This is a genomic window from Marinococcus sp. LNHM5E3-2.1, assembly GCF_056034365.1.
Genome location: NZ_JBQLIB010000001.1, coordinates 161,967 through 187,360, shown reverse-complemented (window position 1 = coordinate 187,360; position 25,394 = coordinate 161,967). Strand labels below are relative to the sequence as shown.

The 25,394-nt window shown below is 46.3% G+C and carries 22 protein-coding genes; 7 read left to right on the top strand and 15 right to left on the bottom strand.

All coding sequences use genetic code 11. The features are described 5' to 3' along the window. Nucleotides 1–126: 126 nt before the first annotated feature. The 10 genes from ACTRXH_RS00960 to ACTRXH_RS00915 form a co-directional block, all read right to left on the bottom strand. Nucleotides 127–1,149 (bottom strand): LacI family DNA-binding transcriptional regulator, encoded by a 1,023-nt coding sequence (locus tag ACTRXH_RS00960; protein ID WP_474280099.1) that lies wholly within the window; start codon nt 1,147–1,149, stop codon nt 127–129. Between the two features lie 33 nt (nt 1,150–1,182). Then, nucleotides 1,183–2,025 (bottom strand): sugar ABC transporter permease, encoded by an 843-nt coding sequence (locus ACTRXH_RS00955; RefSeq protein ID WP_091614322.1) that lies wholly within the window; start codon nt 2,023–2,025, stop codon nt 1,183–1,185. Beyond that, a complete protein-coding gene (locus ACTRXH_RS00950) occupies nt 2,025–3,329 on the bottom strand; it encodes a sugar ABC transporter permease (protein WP_474280097.1) in 1,305 nt (434 codons plus the stop codon). Before ACTRXH_RS00950 ends, ACTRXH_RS00955 begins: the two co-directional genes overlap by 1 nt. Nucleotides 3,330–3,408: 79 nt before the next feature. Continuing rightward, nucleotides 3,409–4,692: an extracellular solute-binding protein gene (locus ACTRXH_RS00945; RefSeq protein WP_474279551.1), complete on the bottom strand. Its 1,284-nt coding sequence runs from the start codon at nt 4,690–4,692 to the stop codon at nt 3,409–3,411. Nucleotides 4,693–4,916: 224 nt separating this feature from the next. After that, complete coding sequence (locus tag ACTRXH_RS00940) at nt 4,917–6,200, bottom strand: GntP family permease (protein ID WP_474262734.1); 1,284 nt, start codon at nt 6,198–6,200, stop codon at nt 4,917–4,919. Between the two features lie 36 nt (nt 6,201–6,236). Beyond that, entirely contained in the window at nt 6,237–7,013 is a 777-nt protein-coding gene (locus ACTRXH_RS00935; RefSeq protein WP_474262736.1) for a 3-hydroxybutyrate dehydrogenase, read from the bottom strand. A gap of 224 nt (nt 7,014–7,237) precedes the next feature. Continuing rightward, a complete protein-coding gene (locus ACTRXH_RS00930) occupies nt 7,238–8,605 on the bottom strand; it encodes a sigma-54 interaction domain-containing protein (RefSeq protein ID WP_474280095.1) in 1,368 nt (455 codons plus the stop codon). Between the two features lie 163 nt (nt 8,606–8,768). Continuing rightward, on the bottom strand, nt 8,769–9,956 hold the full coding sequence (locus tag ACTRXH_RS00925; protein WP_474280093.1) for an acetyl-CoA C-acetyltransferase: 1,188 nt from the start codon (nt 9,954–9,956) through the stop codon (nt 8,769–8,771). Beyond that, complete coding sequence (locus ACTRXH_RS00920) at nt 9,953–10,615, bottom strand: 3-oxoacid CoA-transferase subunit B (RefSeq protein WP_474280091.1); 663 nt, start codon at nt 10,613–10,615, stop codon at nt 9,953–9,955. Before ACTRXH_RS00920 ends, ACTRXH_RS00925 begins: the two co-directional genes overlap by 4 nt. Before the next feature lie 16 nt (nt 10,616–10,631). Then, a complete protein-coding gene (locus ACTRXH_RS00915) occupies nt 10,632–11,327 on the bottom strand; it encodes a CoA transferase subunit A (RefSeq protein ID WP_474262745.1) in 696 nt (231 codons plus the stop codon). A gap of 114 nt (nt 11,328–11,441) precedes the next feature. On the opposite strand from ACTRXH_RS00915, the gene ACTRXH_RS00910 reads away from it, so the two are divergent. From ACTRXH_RS00910 to ACTRXH_RS00900, 3 genes are all read left to right on the top strand, one after another. Next, nucleotides 11,442–12,323 (top strand): LysR family transcriptional regulator, encoded by an 882-nt coding sequence (locus ACTRXH_RS00910; RefSeq protein ID WP_474280089.1) that lies wholly within the window; start codon nt 11,442–11,444, stop codon nt 12,321–12,323. A 139-nt stretch (nt 12,324–12,462) separates the two neighbouring features. Beyond that, nucleotides 12,463–13,383, top strand: a complete 921-nt coding sequence (locus ACTRXH_RS00905) for a UbiA family prenyltransferase (protein ID WP_474279555.1) — start codon at nt 12,463–12,465, stop codon at nt 13,381–13,383. A 102-nt stretch (nt 13,384–13,485) separates the two neighbouring features. Then, nucleotides 13,486–14,439 carry a Gfo/Idh/MocA family protein gene (locus ACTRXH_RS00900; RefSeq protein ID WP_474280087.1) on the top strand — a complete coding sequence of 318 codons (954 nt, stop codon included), beginning with the start codon at nt 13,486–13,488 and terminating at the stop codon, nt 14,437–14,439. A 52-nt stretch (nt 14,440–14,491) separates the two neighbouring features. On the opposite strand, the gene alr is transcribed toward ACTRXH_RS00900, so the two are convergent. Next, complete coding sequence (alr, locus tag ACTRXH_RS00895; protein WP_474279559.1) at nt 14,492–15,580, bottom strand: alanine racemase; 1,089 nt, start codon at nt 15,578–15,580, stop codon at nt 14,492–14,494. A 241-nt stretch (nt 15,581–15,821) separates the two neighbouring features. Here alr and ACTRXH_RS00890 point away from each other — a divergent pair, with 241 nt between their 5' ends. The 3 genes from ACTRXH_RS00890 to ACTRXH_RS00880 all read left to right on the top strand — a co-directional run bounded on the left by ACTRXH_RS00890 (nt 15,822) and on the right by ACTRXH_RS00880 (nt 19,212). Then, on the top strand, nt 15,822–16,703 hold the full coding sequence (locus ACTRXH_RS00890; RefSeq protein ID WP_474280085.1) for an aldo/keto reductase: 882 nt from the start codon (nt 15,822–15,824) through the stop codon (nt 16,701–16,703). Between the two features lie 102 nt (nt 16,704–16,805). Next, the gene (locus ACTRXH_RS00885; protein WP_474280083.1) at nt 16,806–17,540 is read left to right on the top strand and encodes a YqcI/YcgG family protein; all 735 of its coding nucleotides are present in this window, start codon (nt 16,806–16,808) and stop codon (nt 17,538–17,540) included. A 196-nt stretch (nt 17,541–17,736) separates the two neighbouring features. Then, nucleotides 17,737–19,212 carry a protein adenylyltransferase SelO gene (locus ACTRXH_RS00880; protein ID WP_474280081.1) on the top strand — a complete coding sequence of 492 codons (1,476 nt, stop codon included), beginning with the start codon at nt 17,737–17,739 and terminating at the stop codon, nt 19,210–19,212. An 85-nt stretch (nt 19,213–19,297) separates the two neighbouring features. On the opposite strand, the gene ACTRXH_RS00875 is transcribed toward ACTRXH_RS00880, so the two are convergent. Then, nucleotides 19,298–20,227 (bottom strand): AEC family transporter, encoded by a 930-nt coding sequence (locus ACTRXH_RS00875; RefSeq protein WP_474280079.1) that lies wholly within the window; start codon nt 20,225–20,227, stop codon nt 19,298–19,300. A 368-nt stretch (nt 20,228–20,595) separates the two neighbouring features. Here ACTRXH_RS00875 and ACTRXH_RS00870 point away from each other — a divergent pair, with 368 nt between their 5' ends. Further along, the gene (locus ACTRXH_RS00870) at nt 20,596–22,182 is read left to right on the top strand and encodes an L-lactate permease (protein WP_474279563.1); all 1,587 of its coding nucleotides are present in this window, start codon (nt 20,596–20,598) and stop codon (nt 22,180–22,182) included. 55 nt (nt 22,183–22,237) lie between these two features. On the opposite strand, the gene ACTRXH_RS00865 is transcribed toward ACTRXH_RS00870, so the two are convergent. The 3 genes from ACTRXH_RS00865 to ACTRXH_RS00855 all read right to left on the bottom strand — a co-directional run bounded on the left by ACTRXH_RS00865 (nt 22,238) and on the right by ACTRXH_RS00855 (nt 25,388). Then, nucleotides 22,238–22,927, bottom strand: coding sequence for a C40 family peptidase (locus tag ACTRXH_RS00865; RefSeq protein WP_474279565.1), 690 nt, complete (start codon nt 22,925–22,927; stop codon nt 22,238–22,240). Between the two features lie 512 nt (nt 22,928–23,439). Next, nucleotides 23,440–24,627: an MFS transporter gene (locus ACTRXH_RS00860; protein ID WP_474262768.1), complete on the bottom strand. Its 1,188-nt coding sequence runs from the start codon at nt 24,625–24,627 to the stop codon at nt 23,440–23,442. Between the two features lie 122 nt (nt 24,628–24,749). Continuing rightward, nucleotides 24,750–25,388: an HD domain-containing protein gene (locus tag ACTRXH_RS00855; protein WP_474280732.1), complete on the bottom strand. Its 639-nt coding sequence runs from the start codon at nt 25,386–25,388 to the stop codon at nt 24,750–24,752. Between the last annotated feature and the right edge of the window lie 6 nt (nt 25,389–25,394).

The window sequence follows — 25,394 nt, the reverse complement described above, 5'->3', positions numbered from 1 at the left end:
GAAAAAACCCCTCTGTTCAGAATACAGAGGGGTTTTATGCTTATTTAACCGTTTATGCATCAGCGGCAAGCAGGCTTGTCACACGTTATTTACCTGTACAGCTGAAGACCCGGCAAAAATTTTTCTTTAATTCCACACGGTGCATGAGTCTCGTTTAACGAGGTGATGAGGCACAATGGTATGCTGAATATCTTTGTTGCTTGAATGCATTAAATTCACTAAGCTCTCTGCTGCCCGCGCCCCTAAATCGAATATGTGAATATCCACCGTAGTAAGGGGCGGAGTGGATAGCTCGGAAAGCATAAAATTATTAAAGCTGACAATGGAAACGTCGTCCGGCACCTTTTTGTTCATGTCCTGAATCATTCGCAGTACCCCAAAAGCCATCATATCGTCTGCAGCAATTATTGCAGTCGGCGGATTCGCAAGTGACATTAATTCGATAGCCGCTTCCTGTCCGCCCTCTTTGATTTCTTCCCGGTATACAACATATTCTTCCCGAAACGGAATCGCCCGCTTTTCCAGGGCATTTGCATATCCTTCTAAGTGATCTTTCGTTACCATCGAATTTTCATTTCCGCCGATAAAGCCAATTTTTGTGTGATTAAGGAGCAGCAGGTATTCTGTAAGCATTGCGCCTGCTTTCACATTATCATTATTAACGTAGGATATTTGATTTAACTGTTCAGAAGGACGTCCAATTAATACAAAGGGGAAATCTTTTTCTAATAGAAAAGGCATGATGCGGTCGTTCTCTTGAGAATACAAAAGAATTATACCGTCTACCCGGCTTTCCACCACCATTTTCACCACTTCATTGTAAATTTCATCCTCCGTCTGCCCAGTAGATAAATATAACCCTATATCCTTGTCATGTATTTCAGATGTAATCCCTCTGATCACTTCTGGAAAGAAGGGGTTTTGAAATGTCGACTGGGCCGACCTCGGCATAACAATACCTATAGTGTTCGTTGTATTTTTAACTAAGCTCCTGGCATGGTAATTCGGATTATAGTCAAGCTCTGTGATTGCTTCACGAACCCTGCGTGCTGTGCCGGGGCTAATTTTAGAGCTGTTAGCAATGACCCGCGATACCGTAGACGCCGCTACATTCGCACGTTTTGCCACATCTTTTATCGTTACAGCCACTAGGGGTCCCTCTTTCCTGCCAGCTCTCATGGTTTACCCTTTTGTCGCTCCAGAGGTGAGCCCTGAAATTAACCACCGCTGTAAAAGTAAATAAACCGTTGCAATTGGTACTGCAATTAAAACAGAACCAGCTGCAAAGCGAGTGAAATTATTTGAAAATTGGTCGTTAACAAAATTAAATAAACCAAGCGCCAGCGTAAAATTTTCTTCACTTCTTAGTATAATGCTTGGCAGCAGAAAATCCATAAATGGCGTCATGAAATTAAATAATGCCACTACAGCGAGTATAGGTTTTGCAAGTGGGAGCATAATTTTAAACAATACGGAAAAGTGTCCTGCACCATCAATTCTTGCTGATTCATCCAATTCTTTAGGAATTGTATCAAAATATCCTTTTACAAGGAATGCATTCATCGGTATCGCTCCGCCTAAATATATCAAAATTAGTCCTAAAAGTGAATCCAGCAGCCCCACCGTATTCAATAAAATGTATAAAGCCACCATGCCCATCAGAACAGGAAACATTTGCAGAATTAAAAATGTGTATATACCGTACTTTCTTCCCCGGAAACGATACCTTGAAAATGAATATGCAGTCAAAGCTACAAAAAATGTAGCTACAATAGAAACCGTAGCCGCAACGATAAGCGTGTTTTTATACCACGTTACATAATTACTTGCGGGATCCGTAAAAAGCCAAATGTAATGTTCGAACGAAAGGTTCTTTGGAATAATGCTCGAAGAATACAGGTTAGTGCCTTCGTTTAAAGACAATCCAAATGTCCAAAGCAGCGGATAAAAAATAATGATAAACATTACAGCTATCACTGCATAAATTCCAGTTACTTCCAAACGGGATTTCATACGTGCCGACATTACCTCTCCCCCTCTTCCTGGAATGATTTTGTGCGCCTGAATTGAAGAATAGCAAATGCTGCAATCATCAGACCCATAATTAGTGATATGGCAGCCGCCATGTTAAACATATTATTCTGGAAAGTAAGTTCATAAACCCAGGAAATTAATATATCTGTTCCTCCGGCATTTTGTCCCCTCACTGCCGGGCCGCCTTCATTGAATAAGTAAATGATATTAAAATTATTAAAATTAAACGAATACTGCATGATCAGAAGAGGTGCCGTAGCAAATAATACGTGAGGCAGGGTGATAAATTGAAATTTTTGAAGCTTTGATCCGCCGTCGACATCTGCTGCTTCGTACCACTCTTTAGACACACTTTGCAGAACTCCGGTAAATAAAGCGAATACAAATGGAAAACCAAGCCATACCTGAATCATAATAAGAGCTGTACGCGACCATAGAGGATCTGTAAGCCATGGCACACTCTGCCCAAATAATGGTTCCATAATTCCCTGATTGATGGCGCCAAAATTATCATTAAACAGCGCTGCGAATATAAGGATTGTTACAAAAGCTGGTACTGCCCACGGAAGGATAAATACCGTTCGGATCAACTTTTTTCCTTTTATTCTTTCATCGTTTACGAAAACAGCGAGAACAAGGGCCAATATAATTTGAAGTGTAGTAGCAACAAATGTCCATACGAGTGTCCAGGAAAGTACAGATATAAAAGTTTCCCGCCAAATAGGTACATTGATAATGTTGAGAAAGTTTTCAAACCCTACCCATTCCAGCAGATTTCCGGGCGGTGCATTGTACCGGTCGTAATTAGTAAAAGCGAGTAATATCATAAAGAGCAGTGGAAAAACGACGACAAATATAAGCAGTAAAAAGCCAGGCGTTATAAGCGCATACGGAAAAATAGCGTCCCACCAGTTTTTAAATGCTTCCTTTACCGAGGGAAGGACCCAGCCTTCAGAAATCTTGACAGCGTCCTGACGGGCATCTACGAGGTTAAAAATGTAAAATCCTGCTCCAACCACTATTAGAAATAATGATAGTATTCCTTGAATAATTAATGCCCGGGAATCATCAAGCCCAGGAATAGTACCAAGTGTGCGCAAACCCCAAAGGCCTACACTAATGAACTGAAAAAAAGAGATAATGAATGCGGCCGCCATCAAAAAGAGAATTGTTCCTTTAATCCATCTCCTGTTATACCATTGCCCTGCCCCAGGGATGATACTTAAAAGTACAGCGAGACGTACACTGTGCCGGGACTGTTTATTATTATGTGAAAGTGCCCTTTCATTTTGCATAAGAACCCCCCTGTGTAAATATTGAACGCGGGCTATCAGAAATGTTCAAAAGCCCGCGCCATCATTTGAAAGCCTATAGTTATTCCTGCAGTTCAATCTCCTGCTCTATTTCGCCTTCAGCTTCTTCAAGCACTTCTTTTGCGGCAGCTCCTTCTGCGATGTATTCATGCGCGTCTGCCATTGGGTCCCATACCTGCGTCATTTCCGGCACGTTTGGCATCGGCTCTGCATGTCTGGTCTGTTCAGCAAATCCTGCAAAATATTCGTCTTCCTGAATGAGATCTGACTCCACGACCGCTGTATTCGCCGGAACTTCTCCAGCGGTTTCAAAATATGTTTTTGAGCTTTCTTCATTGGTCATAAATAATGCCAGTTCTTCCGCCCAATACTTACGGTCATCTTCGACGAAATTAGAGACCATCCATCCCTTTACTCCCGAGAACGAAGTTAGTTCTTCGCCGTCTTCTGTCGTTGGCAGAGTTGCTACACCCAGGTTTTCCTCACCAATTGCTTCTTCATAACCCCGCAGCGCCCACGGTCCGCTGACTACTGCTCCAACATCCCCGCTTTCAAACAAACCATTCATAACATCTGCAGTTATTCCTTGAGGAATATAACCTTCTTCGTACCACGAACCAATCATTTCTCCGCCCTCTACAGCTCCATCAGTGGCAAGTCCAATATCTTCCGTATTATAGGTTCCGTCTTCATTTTGCTCAAAAACATATCCACCATAAGCTGTTACAAACGGGTAGGTGAAATAAAAATTGGCTGCTTCCATAAGAAACCCGTACTCATCATTGCCTGCATCCGTATGTTCCTCGGCTGCCTCTTCAAGCTCATCCAGAGTCTCCGGAGGCTCCTCCAAAATTTCTTTATTGTACAGTAACGCATAAGTTTCTGTTACCGAAGGGATTCCATAAAGCTCTCCGTCATATGTCATGGCCTGGACAGCTTCTTCCTGGTATTCCCCCAGCCTTTCATCATCTGCATCTAGCGGAGAGGCAAGTCCCTGAAGCTGAATATCGCCAATCCGGTCATGTGGCTGGAAGAATAAATCAGGACCATTACCTGCCGGACCATCCAGAGAAATTTTTTCTGTTTGTCCATCAAAGTCCTGGCGCGCTATTTCAACTTCAATACCTGTTTCTTCAGTGAAGTTTTCTGTAATTTCTTTATATGCGTTTACCTGCCGGTCATCATCATTTGCCCAAATTTTTAAGCTTTCTGGTTTATCCGGCTCTTCATTTCCCGAACTGCCACCGCTTTCTTCAGCACCTCCATCTCTGTCGGGTGCACATCCTGTGAGTATAACTGCTCCGCTTAAGAAAGGAATCGCCAGCCATCTAAGTCTTTTCTTCATGTCATTTCCCCCTACTTTAGTTATGAAAGCAAACGTTTGCATAAACGTTTTTATGAAATCGCTTTCAAATTTAATCTTATTATATTTGTGTTAGATATAAAATGCAATAGCAAATAAAATAAAAAGGGCAAACGTTTGCAAATTTATATACAATGCTTAGATTTTCATATTAAAGGAAAGGGCGTCCTGTAATATTTACAGGACGCCCTTTCTTTTCTCTTTATTTATAAAATACCAAGCGTGTTCAGCAGAATAACGACAATCACGGAGATGATCGGAATCAACACAGCGACAACAAAAATGTCCTTATAGCTGTCTTTATGGCTCATACCTGTAATTGTTAAAAGAGTCAGGACCGCCCCATTATGTGGAAGGGCGTCGAGTCCACCTGAAGAAAGTGAAGCGATACGGTGAAATGCTTCAGGGTCGATCCCTGTATTCATCGCTATCTGATAGTATTCTTCCCCCAGTGCTTCGAGTGCAATCCCCATTCCTCCAGACGCGGATCCTGTCGATCCGGCGAGAATGTTAACTGCTACAGCTTCGGAAATTAATGGATTTCCGCGCACCCCCATCAGTAATGAGGTTAACTGGTCAAACCCCGGCACTTCCCTTACTACACTGCCAAAACCAACAGCAGCACTCGTATTAATAATGGCAAGCACGGAGCCGCTCGCTCCGCCGTTAACAGCAGGCACAAACTTTTTAAATTTAGTCAGATTGAGAAGCATAATAAGTACTATACCTGTCAGAAGCGCCACCACAATGTCCCATCCGAGAAGATTCAGTGTTAAGAGCACTGTGATCAGCGGAAGTATCGACAGCATGAACGGTGGTGCCTTCTCTTCTTTTTCCATCATGCTTTTGTCCTTAGGTTCAGTGAAACGCTCTCCTTTAGCCGTCATCTGTTTTTCGCGCCACCGTAAATAGAGATAGCCTCCCACCGCCATCACCAGAGCTGCGATAATGCCCATTAACGGCGCGGCAGCAGCACTTGTACGAAAGTATTCGATCGGAATCAGATTTTGAATCTGCGGCGTGCCCGGGAGTGCTGTCATCGTAAATGTAAATGCCCCCAAAGCGACGGTCGGCGGCAGCAGCCGGCGGCTGATATCTGCTTCCCTGAATAAGGAAAGAGCGAGCGGATACACAGCGAAAATAACCACAAACAAGCTGACACCGCCGTAAGTAAGTACCGCAGAAGCAACCAGGACGCCTAAAATCGCCCTATTCCTCCCAATGAGCTTTGTCAGCGCTACAGCGACAGAGCGTGCCATCCCGGTGTCTTCCATTAGTTTTCCGAAGACGGCGCCAAGCATAAATACCGGAAACCAGCTTTGCGCGAAATCGACGAAACCGCTCATGTATGTACCCGTATACGCATCAAGCAGATCGAGCCCTCCGGTAAGTGCTACTATACCTGCTGCCACCGGAGCTACCCAGATGATGGACCAGCCTAAGTAGGCGAGAACCATTAATGTAATTAAGCCTAACAATATTCCAAGCATTATTTTACCTCCTTTTCTATCTTAAACAAACGCAGACTACTGCGCCGTATAACCTCCATCAATTAACACGCTCTGTCCGGTTACGCTTTTCGCCTGGTCTCCGGCTAAAAATAAGGCATAGTCTGCTACTTCCTGTGGATCGAGCAGACGCTTCTGCGGTACGAGCGGATAGATAACCTCCTCCAGGGCTTTTTCCAGCGTAACGCCCCGGTCTGCCGCCAGATCCTCCAGCTGATTACGGACGAGCGGTGTGTCGACGTAGCCCGGACAGAGGGCATTTACCGTGATGCCATGCTCCGCTCCCTCTAAAGCTGCTACTTTTGTAAGCCCGATCAGCCCGTGCTTTGCGCTGTTGTATCCCGCTTTTCCGGCAAACCCGATTACGCCGTTGATCGAGGACATATTAATAATTCGGCCGTGCTTTTGTTCTTTCATAATAGGAACCGCTTTTTTCATCATGGAAAAAGGCGCTGTCAGCATAATTTTGGTCATTTTTTCAAATGTTTCGGTTGGAAAATCCTCAAGCTTTGCTACGTATTGCATGCCGGCGTTGTTAATGAGAATATCCACCCGGCCGAACTCTCGCAGCGTTTCCGCAAAAGCCTTGTCCACCGCATCTTCATTGGTAACATCACAGACCAGTCCAATACAGGTGAAGCCTTCATCTTTGATCTCACTGGCAGCACTCTGTACTTTGTTTTTATCTATATCTGTCAGTACTACCTTCGCATGCTGCCGGGCAAATGCTTTTCCGATTGCAAGCCCTATGCCGCTTGCTGCACCTGTAATAAATACCACTCTACCTTGAACCATTTGTATCACTCCTGATTAAATTTTTAGTAACCGCTTACAAAAACGAATTCTGTTCCAAATCCGTTTACTGTCTATATATTTGCAAAAACCATGCCAACATTTATTTGAATGCTTCTTGCTTCGAATTCCCGCCGCTAATGTATTCTTTCACGAAACCAGGCTTAAAAAATAAAAACCATTCCAAAACAATGGAATGGTTTCCGCAAACATGGAAAAACCCGCTGTTATTCCAGACTGTATTTCATGATTTTATTGTAGAGATTGGACTTCCCTACTCCGAGCAGATCGCAGGCTATACGCTTATCACCCTCCGCTTCCTTCAGCGCCTGCTTTACCGCTTCCTTTTCTGCTTTAGCAATTACTTGTTTCAACGGTTTTATTCCGCTTTTCCGGTTCGCCTGCCCCTCCTCCGTCATGCGTGCAGGAAGATCACTCAGATGAATTGTTTCTCCTTCTGCAAGATGCACGGCTGCCTCAACCGTATTTTCGAGTTCCCGTACATTCCCCGGCCAAGAGTAATCCAAAAAGCGGTCAAGCACCTGCTGATCGAACGCCGTAATTCGTTTGCCCAGTCTTTCCGTAACTTTTTGGAGCATAAGTTTGCTGAGCAGAGGAATATCCTCCGGACGGTCACGCAGAGCAGGCACCGTAATTGAAATAACATTAATCCGGTAGTACAAATCCTCCCGGAACTGCTGCCTTTCTATCAGCTGTTCGAGCGGCTGATTGGTTGCAGCAACCACCCGCACGTCCACCTGCCGTGGCCCTTGTGCACCAAGCGGCTCAAGCTCTCCCTCCTGAAGCACACGAAGAATTTTCACCTGGGTATTCAGCGGCATATCCCCTATCTCGTCCAGAAAAATTGTCCCCTGGTCAGCCAGCTGGAATTTTCCCGGCTTTCCTCCTTTTTTCGCGCCGGTAAAGGCTCCTTCCTCATAGCCAAACAGCTCAGACTCAAGCAGATCACCCGGTATGGCAGCACAATTCACTTTCACAAAAGGCTTCGTGCTTCTTTCGCTCAGCTTGTGCAGGCCCTGGGCAAATAATTCTTTACCGGTCCCCGTCTCCCCGCGCAAAAGTACGGAGACGTCGCTTGAAGCTACCTTACGCACGTTTCTTTTTACTTCCTCCATCTCCGGGGACACACTGATCGCATCGTGCAGGGAATAAGATGTGCCATTCAGCTGCTCTACCTGCTTTTGATACGACTCGAGTTCCAGCATTAATGTTTTAATATGCTGATTCATCTCCGCCCATTCTTTTCTGTCCCGGAACATGACCAGTCCCAGCGCTCCAATAATACGGCTATCATCATATAAAGGTACGCGGTCGGCAATCATATAATTACCTCTAATGTACTGCATGTTTGCTTTCTCTGCTTCTCCCGAAGCAGCTACGATATGCATGCGTGTATTTTCAATCACCTCAGTTACATGGCGTCCGATCGCTATTGCGCTACTTGTGCCGAGAAAATCATAGTAGCATTTATTCATATACGTGATGACTCCCTGCTCATCGACAATGACGACACAATGGTGCAGACTGCCAAATAATATGTCGTAAATATGCTCCAGCCCTTCTAAATTTTTCATTTTTTCCACCCCGTTATCGCGGTTGACGTTTCTGATTAAATGGTAACGGTCCTGCGGATTTTTTCAATAGTCCCGGAACCTTTACTGAAAAAACATCCCCAGCAGCCGATCAGTATGCGCCGGCCCGGAGATGTTTTATATTTGTTCATATTAACGTTTTTATTTAAACTCTTTTCACGACGGTAGCAACGCCCTGGCCGCCTCCGATACATAAAGCTGCCAACCCTGTATCCGCCTGCTGGCGCTTCATCTGATGAAGCAGGGTCACGAATATTCTTGTGCCGCTTGCCCCAATCGGGTGGCCTAACGCGATTGCTCCCCCGTTTACGTTCAGCTTCTCCGAATCGATATTCAAGTCTCTTTGCACAGCTAGTGACTGGGCAGCAAACGCTTCGTTTGCTTCGATCAGATCGATATCCTCCATTGAAGTGGATGCTTTATCTAAAGCTTTTCGGATGGCCGGGACCGGACCCAGCCCCATCACGCTCGGATCCACGGCAGCACTCGCGTTGCCGGCAATACGCGCCATCCCTGTAATATCCAGCTCCTTCGCTTTCTTCTCACTCATGACAATAACAGCTGCAGCCCCGTCATTAATCCCGGAAGCGTTACCTGCGGTCACGCTTCCGTCCTTTTGAAACGCCGGCTTTAATTTTTTCAGCTTTTCCACCGTAGTGTCACTTCGGATATGTTCGTCTTCCACTATCTCTAAGGGCTCTCCTTTTCGCTGAGGCACATGGACGGCCACGATTTCTTCTTTGAACAACCCATTATCTCTCGCTGCTACTGCCTTCTGCTGACTGGCTGCGGCGAACGAATCCTGTTCCTCACGTGTAAAGCCGTACTCGTGATTGATGTTTTCGGCTGTCACACCCATATGATAGTTTTCCACTGCACACATCAGTCCGTCGTGGAGCATGCTGTCCACCAGCTTCTGGTCTCCCATGCCAAAGCCGCTGCGCGCGTTCATCTGCAGGTAGGGAGCCTGACTCATGTTTTCCATCCCGCCGGCAACGACGATGTCCGCATCGCCGGCCAGCACGGCCTGAGCCGCCAGATGGACGGCCTTCAAGCCGGATCCGCACACTTTGTTAATGGTCATAGCAGGTACATTTTCTGAAAGACCGGCCTTTAAAGAGGCTGTCCTTGCCGGGTTCTGCCCAAGACCTGCCTGCAGCACATTTCCCATAATGACTTCATCTACTTCTTCCTTCGGGACACCGGCACGCTCAAGTGCTTCTTCAATTACAAGCGCCCCCAGATTTACAGCCGGTACATCCTTCAAGCTGCCCATAAAGCCGCCGACCGGAGTCCGTACCGCTCCTCCAAGCAGAACCTCTTCCATCTTCATTGTTTCCCCTCCCGGTTTATCAGAGCTTCATCAATTGTAAAAGAAGCTTCTGTATACTGCTCTACTGTTTTTATATCTGCTCCGTTCAATACTTCTCTCAGCACCATGCCCGATGGCGTAAAATCAAAAACCGCCATATCTGTAATCAACCGATCCACTACTTTTTCGCCGGTCAGCGGGAGAGCACATTCTGTTCGGATTTTTGATTCTCCTTCTTTGTTCGTATGAGTCATGATGATAACTACTTTTTGCGCTCCCTGCACGATATCCATGGCACCACCCATGCCTTTAACCATTTTTCCCGGAATCATCCAGTTCGCAAGATCTCCCTGCGCAGAAACCTCCATGCCCCCGAGAATCGCGAGATCAATATGACCGCCGCGGATCATAGCAAAGGATTCCGCGTTATCAAAAAAAGAGCCTCCCTGTTTGACTGTTACGGTTTCTTTCCCGGCATTAATCAGATCCGCATCCACGTCTTCCTCCTCCGGATACGGTCCGATGCCAAGCAGGCCATTTTCGGAGTGAAGAAATATATTTTTCTCTGCCGGAATGTAGTTGGCAATCATGGTCGGCATGCCGATGCCCAGATTTACGATCGTGCCGTCTTCGATTTCCTTTACTGCCCGTTGTATAATGTTTTCTCTTTGACTACTCATTCTTTTCCTCCTCCTTTTATGCCTGCTGGACCGTTTTTCGTTCGATACGTTTTTCATACGATGCTCCGACAAGCAGATGCTGAACGTACAGGCTCGGCGTATGGATAAAGTCCGGATCTAGTTCACCGACATCAACCAGCTCTTCCACCTCTGCGATAGTGAATTTCCCTGCCGCTGCCGCCAGCGGATTAAAATTCCGGGCTGTTTTCCGGTAAATGAGGTTTCCATAGGCATCGCCCTTCCATGCTTTTACAAGAGCCGCATCCCCCTGAATAGCTTCTTCAAGAATGCACTGCCTGCCGCCGATAACCTTATGCTCTTTGCCTTCAGCGATCGGAGTTCCTACCCCGGTCGGCGTGTAAAAGCCGGGAATACCAGCGCCGCCTGCCCGGATACGCTCTGCAAGCGTTCCCTGAGGCACAAGTTCCACCTCGAGTTCCCCGTTTAAGTACTGCTCTTCAAAAATTTTATTTTCTCCTACGTAGGAGGCCACCATTTTATTAATCTGTTTATTTTCCAGCAGCAGTCCAAGCCCCCAGTCGTTGACACCGCAGTTATTACTGACTACTGTTAAATTCTTCGTTCCCTTTTCAGCCAGCGCCTGAATGGCTTTTTCCGGAATACCGCAAAGGCCGAACCCTCCGACAATCAGCGTAGCACCGTCCTGAATGCGGGCAACGCTCTCTTCAAAAGATGTCTGTATCTTCGTCATTGTATAAACCCCTTTCAGTCCTTTAATTGGTAACTCCACTTTACTAATAGCGCTTTCATAAGTAAAATAGATAAATAATATAAATTTATTACTAAATGGAATAAGAGGTGACGCATGGATATCAAACAGCTTCGTTTTTTCCTCGAAGTCTGCAAGGAGCTAAGCTTTTCCCGGGCCAGCGAGAAGCTTCACATTTCACAGCCTGCTTTAAGCAAAACGATTCATCAGCTTGAAGAAGAAATCGGCCTCCGTCTGCTCGACCGCTCCACCCGTCACCTTTTCGTTACAAAAGAAGGCGAAATTATCCGCCAGCATGCCCGGAAGGTACTCCGCAGCGCAGAGGATTTGTGGCAGGAAGCAGAAGAAATTAAACTGCATAAAAAAGGCAGCTTTACGTTCGGGCTCCCGCCCGTCATTGGCTCCAGCTTTTTCCCCGAAATTATTGCCGACTTCCGCAGAGCCTATCCGGAAGCCGGCATGCATATTGTCGAAGAAGGAGCTAAAATTATGGAGCAGTCCCTGCTCGAAGGAAATATTGATGTGGGCGTAGCCATTCTTCCAGTCGATGAAGAACAGTTTGAGGTCCGACAGATCATCGACCGGAAAATTCTTGCCGTCACTTCGGCGGATCATCCGCTTGCCGGGCGCGAAAGCATACAAATGAAGGATTTAAAGCATGAACCCTTTTTAATGTTTCAACAGGGATTTGCTCTGTACGACCGGGTCATGGAGTCATGCATCCATGCCGGCTTTGAACCCGAAATTCTTTACGAAAGCTCCCAGTGGGACTTTTTATTTGAGAGTGCCATGGCGGGCCTCGGAGTCGCCCTCCTTCCCGAAACAGTTGTTCATAAAGCAAATACCAGCAATGTTTCAGTGCTGGCAGTAGACGATGAATTACTGCACTGGCGGCTGGCGCTCATCTGGCGGAAGCAAAGCTATCAGACGCAGGCCGCCCAGGCGTGGATCTCGTTTGTGGAAGAGGCTTTTAATTAATAATCCTTTTTTACTTTCATACACCTGTTCACGTGTCCCTAAAACACTAATCAGGTGTTCGGCTTTTCTTTTTGATATAATTCATAAGCAGTTTTATTTCATTTCTTTATGCTTATTTCATATGGAAAGGACGTTGCTTATGAAACAAACAATTTCTTTTTGGCTGGAGGCCGCTCGGGCAAGCTTTTTGTCCGTCATGCTAATGCCTGTCCTGTTAGGGGCACTTGGTGCTTTCGCATGGAACGGGGTCTTTGAGCCGCTTTGGTTTATTATTACACTGATCGGGGCATTCAGCGCCCACTTGTTTTCCAACATGGTGAACGATTTGTGGGACTACCGTAACGGTGTTGATACAAAGGCACAGGATACGGCAAACGACGTTTCCACCAATTCCGGCATGCTGACAGGAGGCCGGGTCTCTGAAAAAACATTCGCGTCTGTTACATGGATGTTTTTCGCCCTCGCTCTTTTATGTGGTGTCATTTTAAGTATTGCCAAAGGGTGGCCGCTTTTGATACTGGCTGCCGCCGGCGGACTGCTTGCTTATTTTTATGTAGCCCCTCCCTTCAAATTCGGTTACCGGGGCAAGGGATACGGCGAAGTCGCCATCCTGCTTTCGTTCGGGGTGCTTCCCGTGATGGGAAGCTACTACGTGCAGACGGGATTTTTCGACGTTCGGGCCTTTTTTCTCTCTCTGCCGATCGGCATATTAACGACTATGGTGCTTTACAATCATCATTTTCTTCATTGGCGTGCTGATCGTGACTCCGGAAAAAATACGCTCGTCGTCGTACTCGGGGAAAAGAAAGGACTGCTTCTCTCGAAAGCCTTTACCCTGCTTGCGATGCTTACGATTCCCTTAGGTATTTTCGTCGGGGCGCTCCCCTGGTACGCTCTGATTGCCGTTATTTCTGCGTGGCCGCTCGCAAAGGCATATGCCGCCCTTGAAGATACCAACCCTTCTGAATCTTATGGTCCGCTCATGGGGGCATCGATTAAAAGTACCGTTCTGTGCGGCTTTTTCCTGGCAGTGGCTCTTCTATTGCAGGGAATATTTTAACCGCTCGGACACCCGCTTGTTCTGAATGACAGGCAGCTTCTATCATAATAGTGTACAATGTGGTCACAAGACTGCATTTTGTAATTAATTAGGAGGCTTTTGATGAAAACTATTCGATGGGGAATTTTAGGCACAGCCGATATCGCCAGAAGAAAGGTGCTGCCTGCACTGCAGCATACAGAAAATGCCGAAGCATATGCGATCGCAAGCAGCAGCGGCAAAGCCGGGGAACTCGCCGAAGCTTTTGATATTCCTAAGGTGTATCAAAGCTACGATGATCTGCTTGAAGACCCGGACATCGATGCGGTCTACATTCCTCTCCCCAATCACCTCCACAAGGAATGGAGCATCAAAGCTGCCAGAAAGCAGAAGCATGTATTATGCGAAAAGCCGGCAGCACTGACTCAGGCAGAGGCCGGAGAAATAAAAAAAGCCTGCGAAGAAAACGGCGTTCAGTTTATGGAAGCATTCATGTACCGGTTCCACCCTCAGCACCAGCTTGTACAAAAAATGCTTGCAGGTAATGCGATCGGAGACGTAGTGACGATGCGCTCATCGTTTACCTTCCCGCTGCAGCATACCGAGGGCAATATTCGGCTTCACTCGCAGGCTGAAGGGGGTGGAAGTCTGTATGATGTCGGCTGCTACTGCATTCATGCCATTCGTCAGGTTATGGGGGAACCGGAGCACGCGAAAGCTTTTTATTCATTTCATGAAAACGAACGCAGTGACTGGGCAGCTGCAGGAATTCTTACATTTCCGGACGGCAGGCTGGCCCATTTCGACTCCGGTATGAATGCGGCCCTCCGAAACGAATACGAGGTGGTTGGAACGAAAGGTGTGCTTCGGGCCCACCAGGCGTTTGTGCCGACAGAACAACCGTGCAAAGTCTCTATTGAACTGGCAAACGGAGAATCCTACAGTGAAACGATCTCCGATAACTACTACATTACCGGTATGCAATCGCTCTCCCTTGGCCTCCTCGAGGGAAGAAGCTGGCCTTCCGATGGACTAGCGGAAAATGCTTCTGTGCTTGAGCAGCTTATTAATTCATAAAAAAACGGCCCGCGGTCTCCAATCAAAGGAGGCTGCGGGTCGTTTTTTGCTGTTATTCTATATACTTCCGTTCAATGGATTCCTGCACATTCATGATCGAAACTCTTGCCGTTAAAGCATCTCCTTCGCTGACTGATTTCCCTGTCACATCCACCAGTGAAAACTGCGAACTCGGTTTCCCTACTATCGAAACCGGTTCTTCTCCACAGAATATTTTCGCCGGGGGACGGACATAGGAACGCACATCCCGCAGAATATTAAAGGCGAGCTTTTTTAACGTATCGGACTGTTTCTCACGGGCAAAGTTAAAGCCGTGGGCTTCTCCGAGCGGAATAAGACCAACAGTCATTGGTTCATCCAACGGCTTTGTGTCTCCGTAGCCCGCTGTGCTCCCTGCTTCAATTTCCCTCGTTTCAAGAAGAGGTGTTTTCAGCTCAAACGTTTCTTCAAAACGCAGACCATTTCTGCTCGCCGCCTGCCCGAACATGGCATTGCCAATACGTATCATATTAAAGCCAAGGTTCGGATGTTTAACAGCTATCGCGCTGTTAGCCATGTGCACATACTCCGGATGGATTTGATAAATTTTTGTTATGATTTCTATACACTGCTTTAAGCGGTCACTCTGGGAAATAATCTTTTCTGCATGCCTGTTTGCGGCAAAATGAGAGTAAACGCCTTCCATTTTTACTGACTTTAATGCCTGGTAAACCTCCAGAAATGAGTTTAAATCCTTTTCATCCAGACCGAAACGGTTTAAAGAAATATTGATTTTTAAGTGGAAGGGATATGCCCCCACGTTTTTCTTCTCTGCCGCTTCATCTAATTTTTTCATTTTTTCAATCGTATCAACGGTTGGCGTCAGATTGTAATCGATTACACTTTCTGCACTGAAATAAGGGCCTAAAATTAATATGGGAGCCTTCACGCCGTTGTTTCGCAGTTCAACGCCTTCTTCCTCCACCCCTACCGCTAAATAATCAACTTCGTTTTCAATGTACTTGGCCATAGGCACCAGTCCATGGCCGTAGGCATTGCTTTTAACGATGCCTGCAAAAAATTTATCCGGCATCCGGTTTTTAATTTGATGAATATTGTTTCGTACAGCCTTTACGTTAATTTCAATCCATGAAGAATTCATCCATTACACGCCCTTCTATGTTGAATATTACTCTTTAAATCTGAGAATAATTTCATGCGTCTTCTGTTCTATACCTTTACGAGCCCGCTCGAAAACTACCTTTCTCTCATCTTTTTTAATATAAATGCATCTCCCTTCAGCTGTTATTCTTCTGAGGAAAAGCATTTGATTAAAAAGACCCCGGCGCGGGTATGATGATTAAGGTGTACAAACTTTTGTTTTCATCGAAGGAGGATCATATATGAGTAATTCAGACATTACCGCAGATCAGGCCGGCACATTCCGGATCGGCGGCGATATAGAAGTAAACCGTCTAGGATACGGCGCCATGCAGCTGACAGGTGAAGGAGTATGGAAGGAACCATCCAATCCTGATGAAGCCGTCCGGGTGCTCCGCCGGGCATCAGAGCTCGGAGTGAACTTTATTGATACGGCAGATGCCTATGGCCCGTTCACGGCGAACCGCCTCATTAAAGAATCTCTTCATCCGTATAATGATGACATGACGATCGCGACAAAGGTCGGCCTCACCCGTGCAGGCCCAAATGACTGGCGCCCTGTGGGACGTCCGGAATACCTGCGCCAGCAGGTGGAGCTGAACCTGATGGATCTTGGTCTTGAACGCATCGACCTTATGCAGCTGCACCGGGTAGACCCTGAAGTGCCGATTGCAGATCAGGTAGGCGAGCTGAAAAAAATGCAGGAGGAAGGAAAAATCCGTCACATTGGACTCAGTGAAGTGAATACAGAGCAATTTAAAGAAGCGCAAAAGGTAACTTTTATTGCTTCTGTGCAAAACCGCTATAACCTGGCCAATCGTGAATCCGAAGAAATGCTCGACTATTGTACTGATAATAATATTGCCTTTATCCCATGGTTCCCTCTTGCTACTGGGGAACTGGCCCAGGAAGGCGGACCGTTGGCTCAGCTGGCAGAGGAACACAATGCGAAACCAGCTCAGCTTGCGCTTGCGTGGCTGTTGAAGCGCTCTGACGTTATCCTGCCAATTCCCGGAACGTCCACAGTAAGCCACCTTGAAGATAATATCGCTGCAGCCGGCATCAAACTGAGCGACGAGGAATTCAATACGCTTACCAATGCCGTAGAGAACAGTAACAGCTAAACCTTTTTATATAAGCTTTCAGCCGGCAATGATGCTGCATTGGCTGAAAGCTTTTTTAAACCAGGCAGGCGCCCTTGATTTTTGAATGAAAGGAGCAGCAGTATGTTAAAAACGAACAGCCCTTACCTGCTGACGAAAGAAGACATGGAAACGTCCAACGAGCTTCCCTCCTGGCTGCAGGAGGAGTACCAGACCTTTAAGCGTGTTGTAACCAACCCGGAGTTCCCCTGCTTTTTCGGTATGAAAGCCCAGCGAAAAGGAGAGCTCCGCTACTCTTATATTACTCATGATCATTGGGATCACCTTGGCGGCGTGCTTGAAAGCTTTCTGCATTTAATGAATGAACCGCCCTTTACCCGGCACGGTCTTTTCCTTTTCGTCGAGCCGGAAACACGCGAGCAGTCCGTCGATTATTATCGTTCTTATTTCTGGGACGTTCTGCAGCATCTGCATGAACAGGACCGATACAGCTGGCCGGGAGACAAGCCAAAGGATCCTGATCATTTTCTATGGGATTACCATTTTGCCGGCGAGCCTGTTTTTGTTTTCGGTAACGCCCCGGCCTATAAACAGCGGAAAACGAGAGATCTGGGAAACAGTTTGATTCTCGGCTTTCAGCCCCGGGCTATTTTTGAAGGTCTTGAAGGCACAGAAAAAGGCGGCATCATGTCGAGAGAGAAGGTGCGGTCGCGCGTGGAAAAGTGGGATAACCTTCCCACCCACCCGGATATCAGCCATTTCGGCGACCCGACGCACAACGAGTGGAAGCAGTTTTTCATTGGAGACGACATTAAGCCAATAGAAGGCAAATGTCCGTTCCATCATAAAGACGTATGATCATTTCTGATTAAGATAGTCAAATATTCGCGCTTTCTGCTGAACGCAGGAAGCGTTTTTTACATGTATATAATTCGCATCTTTAAATTTGAAGAACCCCGACGCAGGCCTGTATAATGAAAATGTACACTTTATAAATAATGATTTGTCCGATATAGCTTGATGCGTTTTAAAAATATATTTTAAAGGAGTCTTTATGGCTGACAAAAATACTGTAAAACAAGCGGGCTGGCAGCTTGAACACAGCTATGCCTCCCTTCCGCACACCTTTTTCTCCAAAATCATCCCTGCTCCGGCTCAGAACCCGGAGCTGATTGTACTGAACGAACAGCTTGCTGACTCTCTCGGTCTCGACAGTGGGGCATTAAAAGAGAAGAAAGGCGTACAGGTACTTGCAGGCAGCGAAACGCCGGAAAACGGATTCCCGCTTGCCCAGGCTTACGCCGGTCATCAGTTTGGCCATTTTACGATGCTTGGGGACGGGCGTGCCCTGCTTCACGGAGAACAAATAACGCCGGATGGACGCAGAGTCGACATTCAGCTGAAAGGATCCGGCCGCACACCTTATTCACGCGGCGGTGATGGACGAGCCGCTCTCGGTCCAATGCTTCGCGAATATATTATCAGTGAAGCCATGCATGCTCTTGGCATACCGACCACCCGGAGCCTCGCCGTTGTTAAAACTGGTGAGCCTGTCTTTCGCGAAAGTGTACTGACCGGAGCGGTATTAACACGCACGGCCTCCAGTCATCTGCGCGTTGGCACGTTTGAATATGCTTTAAACCGCGGATCGATGAATGATCTAAAAGCCCTTGCCGACTATACGATCAGCCGGCACTATCCAGAAGTCAGGGAAACGGAACATCCGTACCTGATGCTGCTCCGGGAAGTTGTTACACGCCAGGCTTCCTTGATTGCCAAATGGCAGCTTGCCGGTTTCATTCACGGGGTAATGAACAGCGATAATATGGCACTCAGCGGCGAAACCATCGATTATGGTCCATGCGCGTTTATGAACAGCTATGACCCGAAGACCGTATTCAGTTCCATTGATGCGCGTGGCCGCTACGCTTACGGACGACAGCCGATTATGGCAGAGTGGAACCTTTCCCGTTTTGCCGAAGCCCTCGTGCCGCTAATTGACGAAAACCAGGAAAAAGCCGTCGAGCTCGCGCAGGCAGAAATTTCCCGTTTCCCTCAACAGTTTAATGAGTACTGGCTTCAGGGTATGCGTGCAAAACTCGGGCTTTTCACAGAAGAAACGGAAGACGAAGCACTTATTACAGACCTGCTCAACCTTATGCAGGAATACGAAGCAGATTACACGAATACCTTCCGGGCCCTCACCTTTAACAAGCTGGACGACTCCGGGCTGTTTACAGATAGCAGATTTACTTCCTGGCAGGAACAATGGCTGGAGCGTCTCGGTAGACAAAACGAATCTAAAGATGCTGTCCTCCAGCTGATGCGTGACCACAACCCGGCGGTAATTCCGCGGAATCATCATGTGGAAGAAGCACTTGAAGCTGCCGAAAAAAATGGAGATTACACTCTCATGAATCAGCTTATGGATGTACTTTCAGAGCCTTATGCCCACACCAGGGAGCAGGAAAAATATACGGCACCTCCGGCTCCCACGCTTGTACCGTACCGAACTTACTGTGGTACGTAGAGAGACGATGTGCAGTTAAAGGAATCCCCCGCTCACTGCTGAGCGGGGGATTCCTTTTTTTAGTGTTCATGACCGTTTTACCATTTTACCCAAACCATACCTGCGATAAAAAGATGACAATGGAAACCGTCATTCCTCCAAGGATTGTAGAAATAAGCACGCTTTGGGCGGCATATTCCGGATAATTATCGTATTCGAGCGCAAACAGTGCGCTGTTTCTGGACATGGGAAACGAGCTTGCAATAAATAACGCCTGGGCAAGCGTTCCTTCAAGCTGCAGCAGCCAAATAATTCCTAAAGCGATAAGCGGGGCCCCCACTAATCGAAGGCCGATAGTAAAAAAGAAAACCGGGGATAAATGCTTCAGCTTCGGATATGCAATCTGTGCTCCCAGGACAAGAAGCGCGAGGGCCGTGAATCCGGCAGCAATCTGATTTAACACCTGATCTGCTGCTTTTGGCAGTGAAAGATTAAATATGTAAAACACAAGAGCAAGCGCTAAGGCATAAATCGTGGGCGTTTTAAATAACGGGGCCAGATTTTCCTTTATTCCTGTTTTCTGTGTAGTTGCAGAAGTAAAAACTCCATATGTAAACGTTAAAAAGTTTTGAAACATCAGTACAATAATCTGGATCGATACCCCAAGCGGGTTAGAAGCAAATACCAACTGGCTGACCGGCAGCCCGAAGTTTCCTGAATTCATAAGTACTACACTGTTTTTAAATGTTGCGGTAAGCTTCGCATCCATACCAAACAACCTTGCACACACGCCGGCAAGCAGAGCCAGCAGGCAAAACTGGATCAGCAGAAAGGCACCAACTTCAAGCAATACAGACGAATCCACCTCCATCGCTGAAATATTTGTAAAAATAACGACCGGGAGAAACAGTCCCGTTAACAGCCTCGACAACGTATTGAGATGAAAATCGTATATTCGATGAAGTACTGCTCCGAGCAGCAGCAAAATAAAGATTGGAAGCATTATTTCGAGCATAATTAATGGCAAAAAAGACAAGAAAGCATCTCTCCCCGGCAACCGTTGGTATGAATAATTTTTTCATCTTATATCAATGTACTAATAATTCTATCCCTCAGCAATAAAAATGTTAAATTTATCCTCAAGTAAAATGAATATCATTCATCATATGAAACGGTCAAGCTTCATCCCTTTTTTATCAATTTTTAATCGCGACTATGACAGTATATTGTCTGATTTATGTCTGAAAAGCGACAAAAAATTTTCCACCTCTCCTAAGTCAGGATCTCCTATTGCATCCATTGATGAAAGCGTTTAATATAAAATTAAGACATCTGATGACCATATCTCCAAAACAAAGAATTCAATTTTTATTTTAACTTTCCCCACCTAAAGGAGACAAGTTTATGCTGATGCTCGTTGCCCTAAGCGCTGTCATTTTTCCATTTATTTTTCTCGTTTTGCTTCGCATGCCTGCCATTAAAGGAATGACTCTCAGTTCTGTTATTGTGCTCCTGCTTGCCGTTACCGTCTGGGGGATGGGGGGCCAGGTTATTCTTTCTTCTATTCTGCAGGGTGCCCATAAAACATTAACCATTCTGCTTATTTTATTTGGAGCGCTCGTACTGCTGAATACACTTCGGAAAAACGGAGCTGTAGACCGTATTAACCAGGGGTTTCAAAGTATTTCAAAGGATATGCGGGTGCAGCTGATCATTGTAGCTTTTCTGTTTGGCTCCCTGCTTGAAGGGGCTGCCGGCTTCGGCACTCCGGCAATGATTACCGCTCCGTTGATGCTTGCCCTGGGCTTTAAGCCGCTTGCTGCCGTATCTACAGCGCTTATAGCGGACAGTTCAGCTGTTGCTTTTGGAGCCGTCGGCACGCCCGTCATTGTAGGTCTCAGCACGCTTGATGCAGCGGGCCCTGCCTTTTTCCAGGAAGTTGGTATTACAGTTACATTAATTGATTTGTTCGGCGGCACCTTTATACCGTTTATTCTAATCGTGGTACTAACCCTGTTTTTTGGGAAAGGCAGAGGATTGAAGGATGCTTGGCCGATGCTTCCATGGACCTTGATGGTCGGAGCTGTATACACGTCGTCAGCATTATTATATGCGTTCCTGTTTGGCCCGGAGTTTGTTGCTATTTTGGGAGCGCTTACAGGACTAGCTGCTGCAGCATTCACCGCAAAAAAAGGAATTCTGCTTCCAAAAGATATCTGGACGGATGCCCTGCAGGACGACTTCGAGATCGATACTAAACAATCCGACATGAGTCTTCTTACCGCCTGGTCGCCGTACCTGATCGTGGTGGCCCTCCTGCTTTTAACAAGAATTGTCCCCTGGCTGCGGGAGTTTACGACTACCGTTCTTGACCTTTCCTGGACTAACATTTTAGGGGTTGAAGGGGTAACTTCCAATTGGGAGCTGCTGTATTCTCCCGGAACCATTCTTACTATTACGGCACTGCTTGCAGTACTGATTCAAAGGCGTTCATTCAAAAATTTCACCGCTTCTTCAAAAGAAGCTCTTTCCACTATCAAAATTACCGGAATTACTTTATTTGCTACGCTTGTAATGGTGCATGTGTTCAGTAATTCCGGAATCAACACCAGCGATATTACCAGTATGCCGGAATATATCGCAGCCGGGATGGCAGCCGCTTTCGGTCCGATGTGGATTCTTGTCGCACCATTTCTCGGGGAACTTGGATCATTTATTACTGGAAGTGCCACCGTTTCCACTCTCACGTTCTCTCCTGTACAATACAGTATCGCCAATGCTACTGGAGTAGATGCCAGTGTCGTACTGGGGGCACAGCTTGTAGGCTCCGGCGCCGGAAACATGATTTGTATTCACAACGTGGTCGCTGCATGTGCAGTGGTTGGCATGGAGGGAAAAGAAGGCAGCGTTATCCGTAAAACGCTTGGTCCAGCTATTCTTTACGGGGTACTCGCTGGAGTTGGAGGATTTATTATAATGAATGTATTCTAATACAAAAAACAGGCATGACCCTTTAATAAGCGTCATGCCTGTTTTTATTCTTACTTTAAAGCTGGCCGGCTCCCATGTAACGTGGGCCCCAGTAAGAGCTGTCGAGACTCGAAGTAGTTACGCCTGTAGAAGAACCGGAATGAACAAATTCATTGTTACCTACGTAAATACCCGCGTGAGAAGCTCCGCCTCTCGTGTTAAAGAACACAACATCTCCTGGAGAAGGGCTGGAAACTTTCGAGCTTGCACTATACATACCTGAAACGGTCCTTGGAATACTTTCACCGTGCTTCTCGTAAACATAGTTGATAAAACCGCTGCAGTCAAAACCGCTTGGGGATGTGCCACCCCATACATAAGGTGACCCGATGTATTGCTTAGCCGTACTCGTAATACCGGAGCTGCTGCTTGTAGATACTCCCGCTACCTGTTCCGAAGAGCCTGATCCCATTAAAGAATCCTGCGTCGATGGACCGGCTACACCGTAATAATTGCCAGCCGGAGAAGAAATGCCGTGATCGGATTGATATTCTTTTACTGCGCTCAATGTTCTTGGACCAAATCGCGAGCCGGTATAGCCGTGGAAATACCCTTCATCCTTTAAGGTTTCCTGTAAATCGTTTACCGATGAATTAGTGTCACCGTAAGATAAGGATCCGTGATCATCGATTGATGCATCTGCTGCCTGCGGGGCACCAAATAGAACTCCTGCTGTAATTGCTGTTCCAAAAAGATATTTTTTCATTATAACGTTCACTCGTCGAAGTACCCATCACCGAAACTTGATTAAGTAGGTATTGTTTATTTTTCTTATATATTTACTTGCCTTTTTGCCACACGACTGGAGCAACAACGGCTGGTCACGACGGAGTGAAACTGCACCTCCATTAAGTAGTTTAAAGATTTTTTATGTGCGTTGAATCAGCGACTCAACATGACCGAGTATATCTGACCCAGCGTCGTTAAACAACGACATTAGGACATTTGTAATCTCATTTTAATAAAAGTAATATTTTATACATTAATTAGGTAAATAAAATTTAATATCTTTTTAAATACATAATAAATAATATCACTTTGGGAAAAAAGATTGATATGACACTTCATTAAAAGGTTCTACTCTGAAAAAGTCGGATATAAGTCGGCATATTCTTCATTTTTAACCTTTATTTTTTAACAAATGGACTGGCCTGAATCAATAAAAAAGAGCTGTCCCGGATTTCCCCGTAGACAGCCCTATCACTTTAATTCAAATGTTCACGCTGCATTAGAAGATTCAGCTGCCTTCCTGCTTTCCATCCGGTGAAGCAGTACTGTAAGCAGAATACCGATAACAGAGAGCGCTGCCCCGCAGAGTGTCAGCACAAAAAACGTTGCTCCCGCGTTCAGTACAATTGTTCCCAGAGTAGCTCCTAGCGCATTCGCCAGGTTAAAGGCGGCTGCAGCTATTGTTCCGGCTAGAGAAGGGGCATGCTGCCCGGTAATCAGCAGCTTGGCATTTAACAGCGGCACCGTGCCAAAAGCAAACATTCCAAGTAAAAAGCTTGCGATAAACAACGTGCCGATGACGCTGATCATTGGTATAAAGAAAACCAAAATGAGTGTCAAAAGCAGAAACGCAATACGCAGCCTGCTCGTTAAATGATTAAGCGGGATACGGCTCGAAAGAAAATTCCCGGCGACAGCCCCAGTACCAAACGCAAACAGCGCGAATGTCACCCCTATGACATCCACACCACCGATCTCACGCAGAATCGGTTCTTTGAACACATAGGTGGTAAAAACACCGGAGTAGCCGAGAATAACGATGGCAAGCGTCATAAGAAATGTCTTTTCTTTAAAGACGCCCAGTTCATATTTCACTTTTGGTATTTCGGTGGGCTTTTCATTTGGCAGGGTCAGCACAAGCCCAATTAGCGTAATTAATCCAAGAACAGCAATCATCCAAAATACAATTCTCCATTCCAGCACGCCGCCAAGATAAGATCCGAACGGCACCCCAAGCATAATCGATATAGTTAAGCCGCCCTGCACAGCAGCAATAGCCTGCCCTCTTTTCGACGGGGCCACAATATGGTGGGCCATCGCAAGACTGAGACCGAAAAACGGAGCGTGAATCGCCGCTGAAATCAGGCGCGCTACCACAAGCACAGTAAAAGAAGTGGCCACTGCTGCCAGTACGTTACTTAGCACAAAGACTGCCATACAGGAAATCAAAACCGGCTTGACCGGAAACTTCATCGTCGTAATACGAAAGATCGGTCCAAAGACTGCCACACTGATAGCGTACACACTGAGCAGAAGACCAGTAAGAGAAACAGGTACGTTTAAATCGTTCGATAATTGAGTGACAAGACCAGTAATCACGTATTCAGTCATGCCAATAGAAAAAGTTCCTATCATAAAAGCGATAATAATGGCCCGGTTCGTACGAAGAATACCCATCTTTGCCACCTCTCTTTTTTTTAACTATGAGAGACTATGGTAAAGCGTTTAACCTCAATTGTCCACCCCTATAAAAAATGCTGCCGTCGAAACGGCAGCACCCCTGTTTGCTTATCCTGTTTTTATTCTTTCCACGGCGAATGCAGAACACATTCGCAAAAGTCAGGACTCTTATAATCCGGCATAAACCGCTCGCAGACGTCAGCTTTAATATTTCCAAATGTCGTCTCGGGTTTATGCTTGAACCCTTCGTAAAAAGCAGGAAGAATTTTTTCTTTAAAATTATTCCGAGGGTACGCGCTCACGACCTCTTCCCGTAATTTTTCAGGAAACTGATGGTATCCGTCCCCCATGACGTCAAGACCCACCCCTGAATATAGAAGGGAAACCTCGGACTCTTTATACTCTGCTACCCCAATTGTCGTATGCAGAGCGATAGCGTCCCATACAAGACGAATGGATTCATCCTCCATGTTATGCTGCTGCAGGAAGCTGCGGGCTGCATTGGCCCCGTCTACCTCAAACCGTTTATCAGGACTGCTGTACTGAGTCGTCAGCCCGAGATCATGGAACAATGCACTCACATATAACAGCTCCGAATCATACTTCAGTCCAACTTCTCTTCCCTGAATTTCCCCGAAAAGATATGCACGGTTCGAGTGATTCCAAAGCAGTTCGGACCCGTATTCCCTCAATAGATCAGCTGCTTCTTTTGCTATTTTACTGTCAGGAATTTTTACTCCTGCTACACTATTTGCCATGTTCAT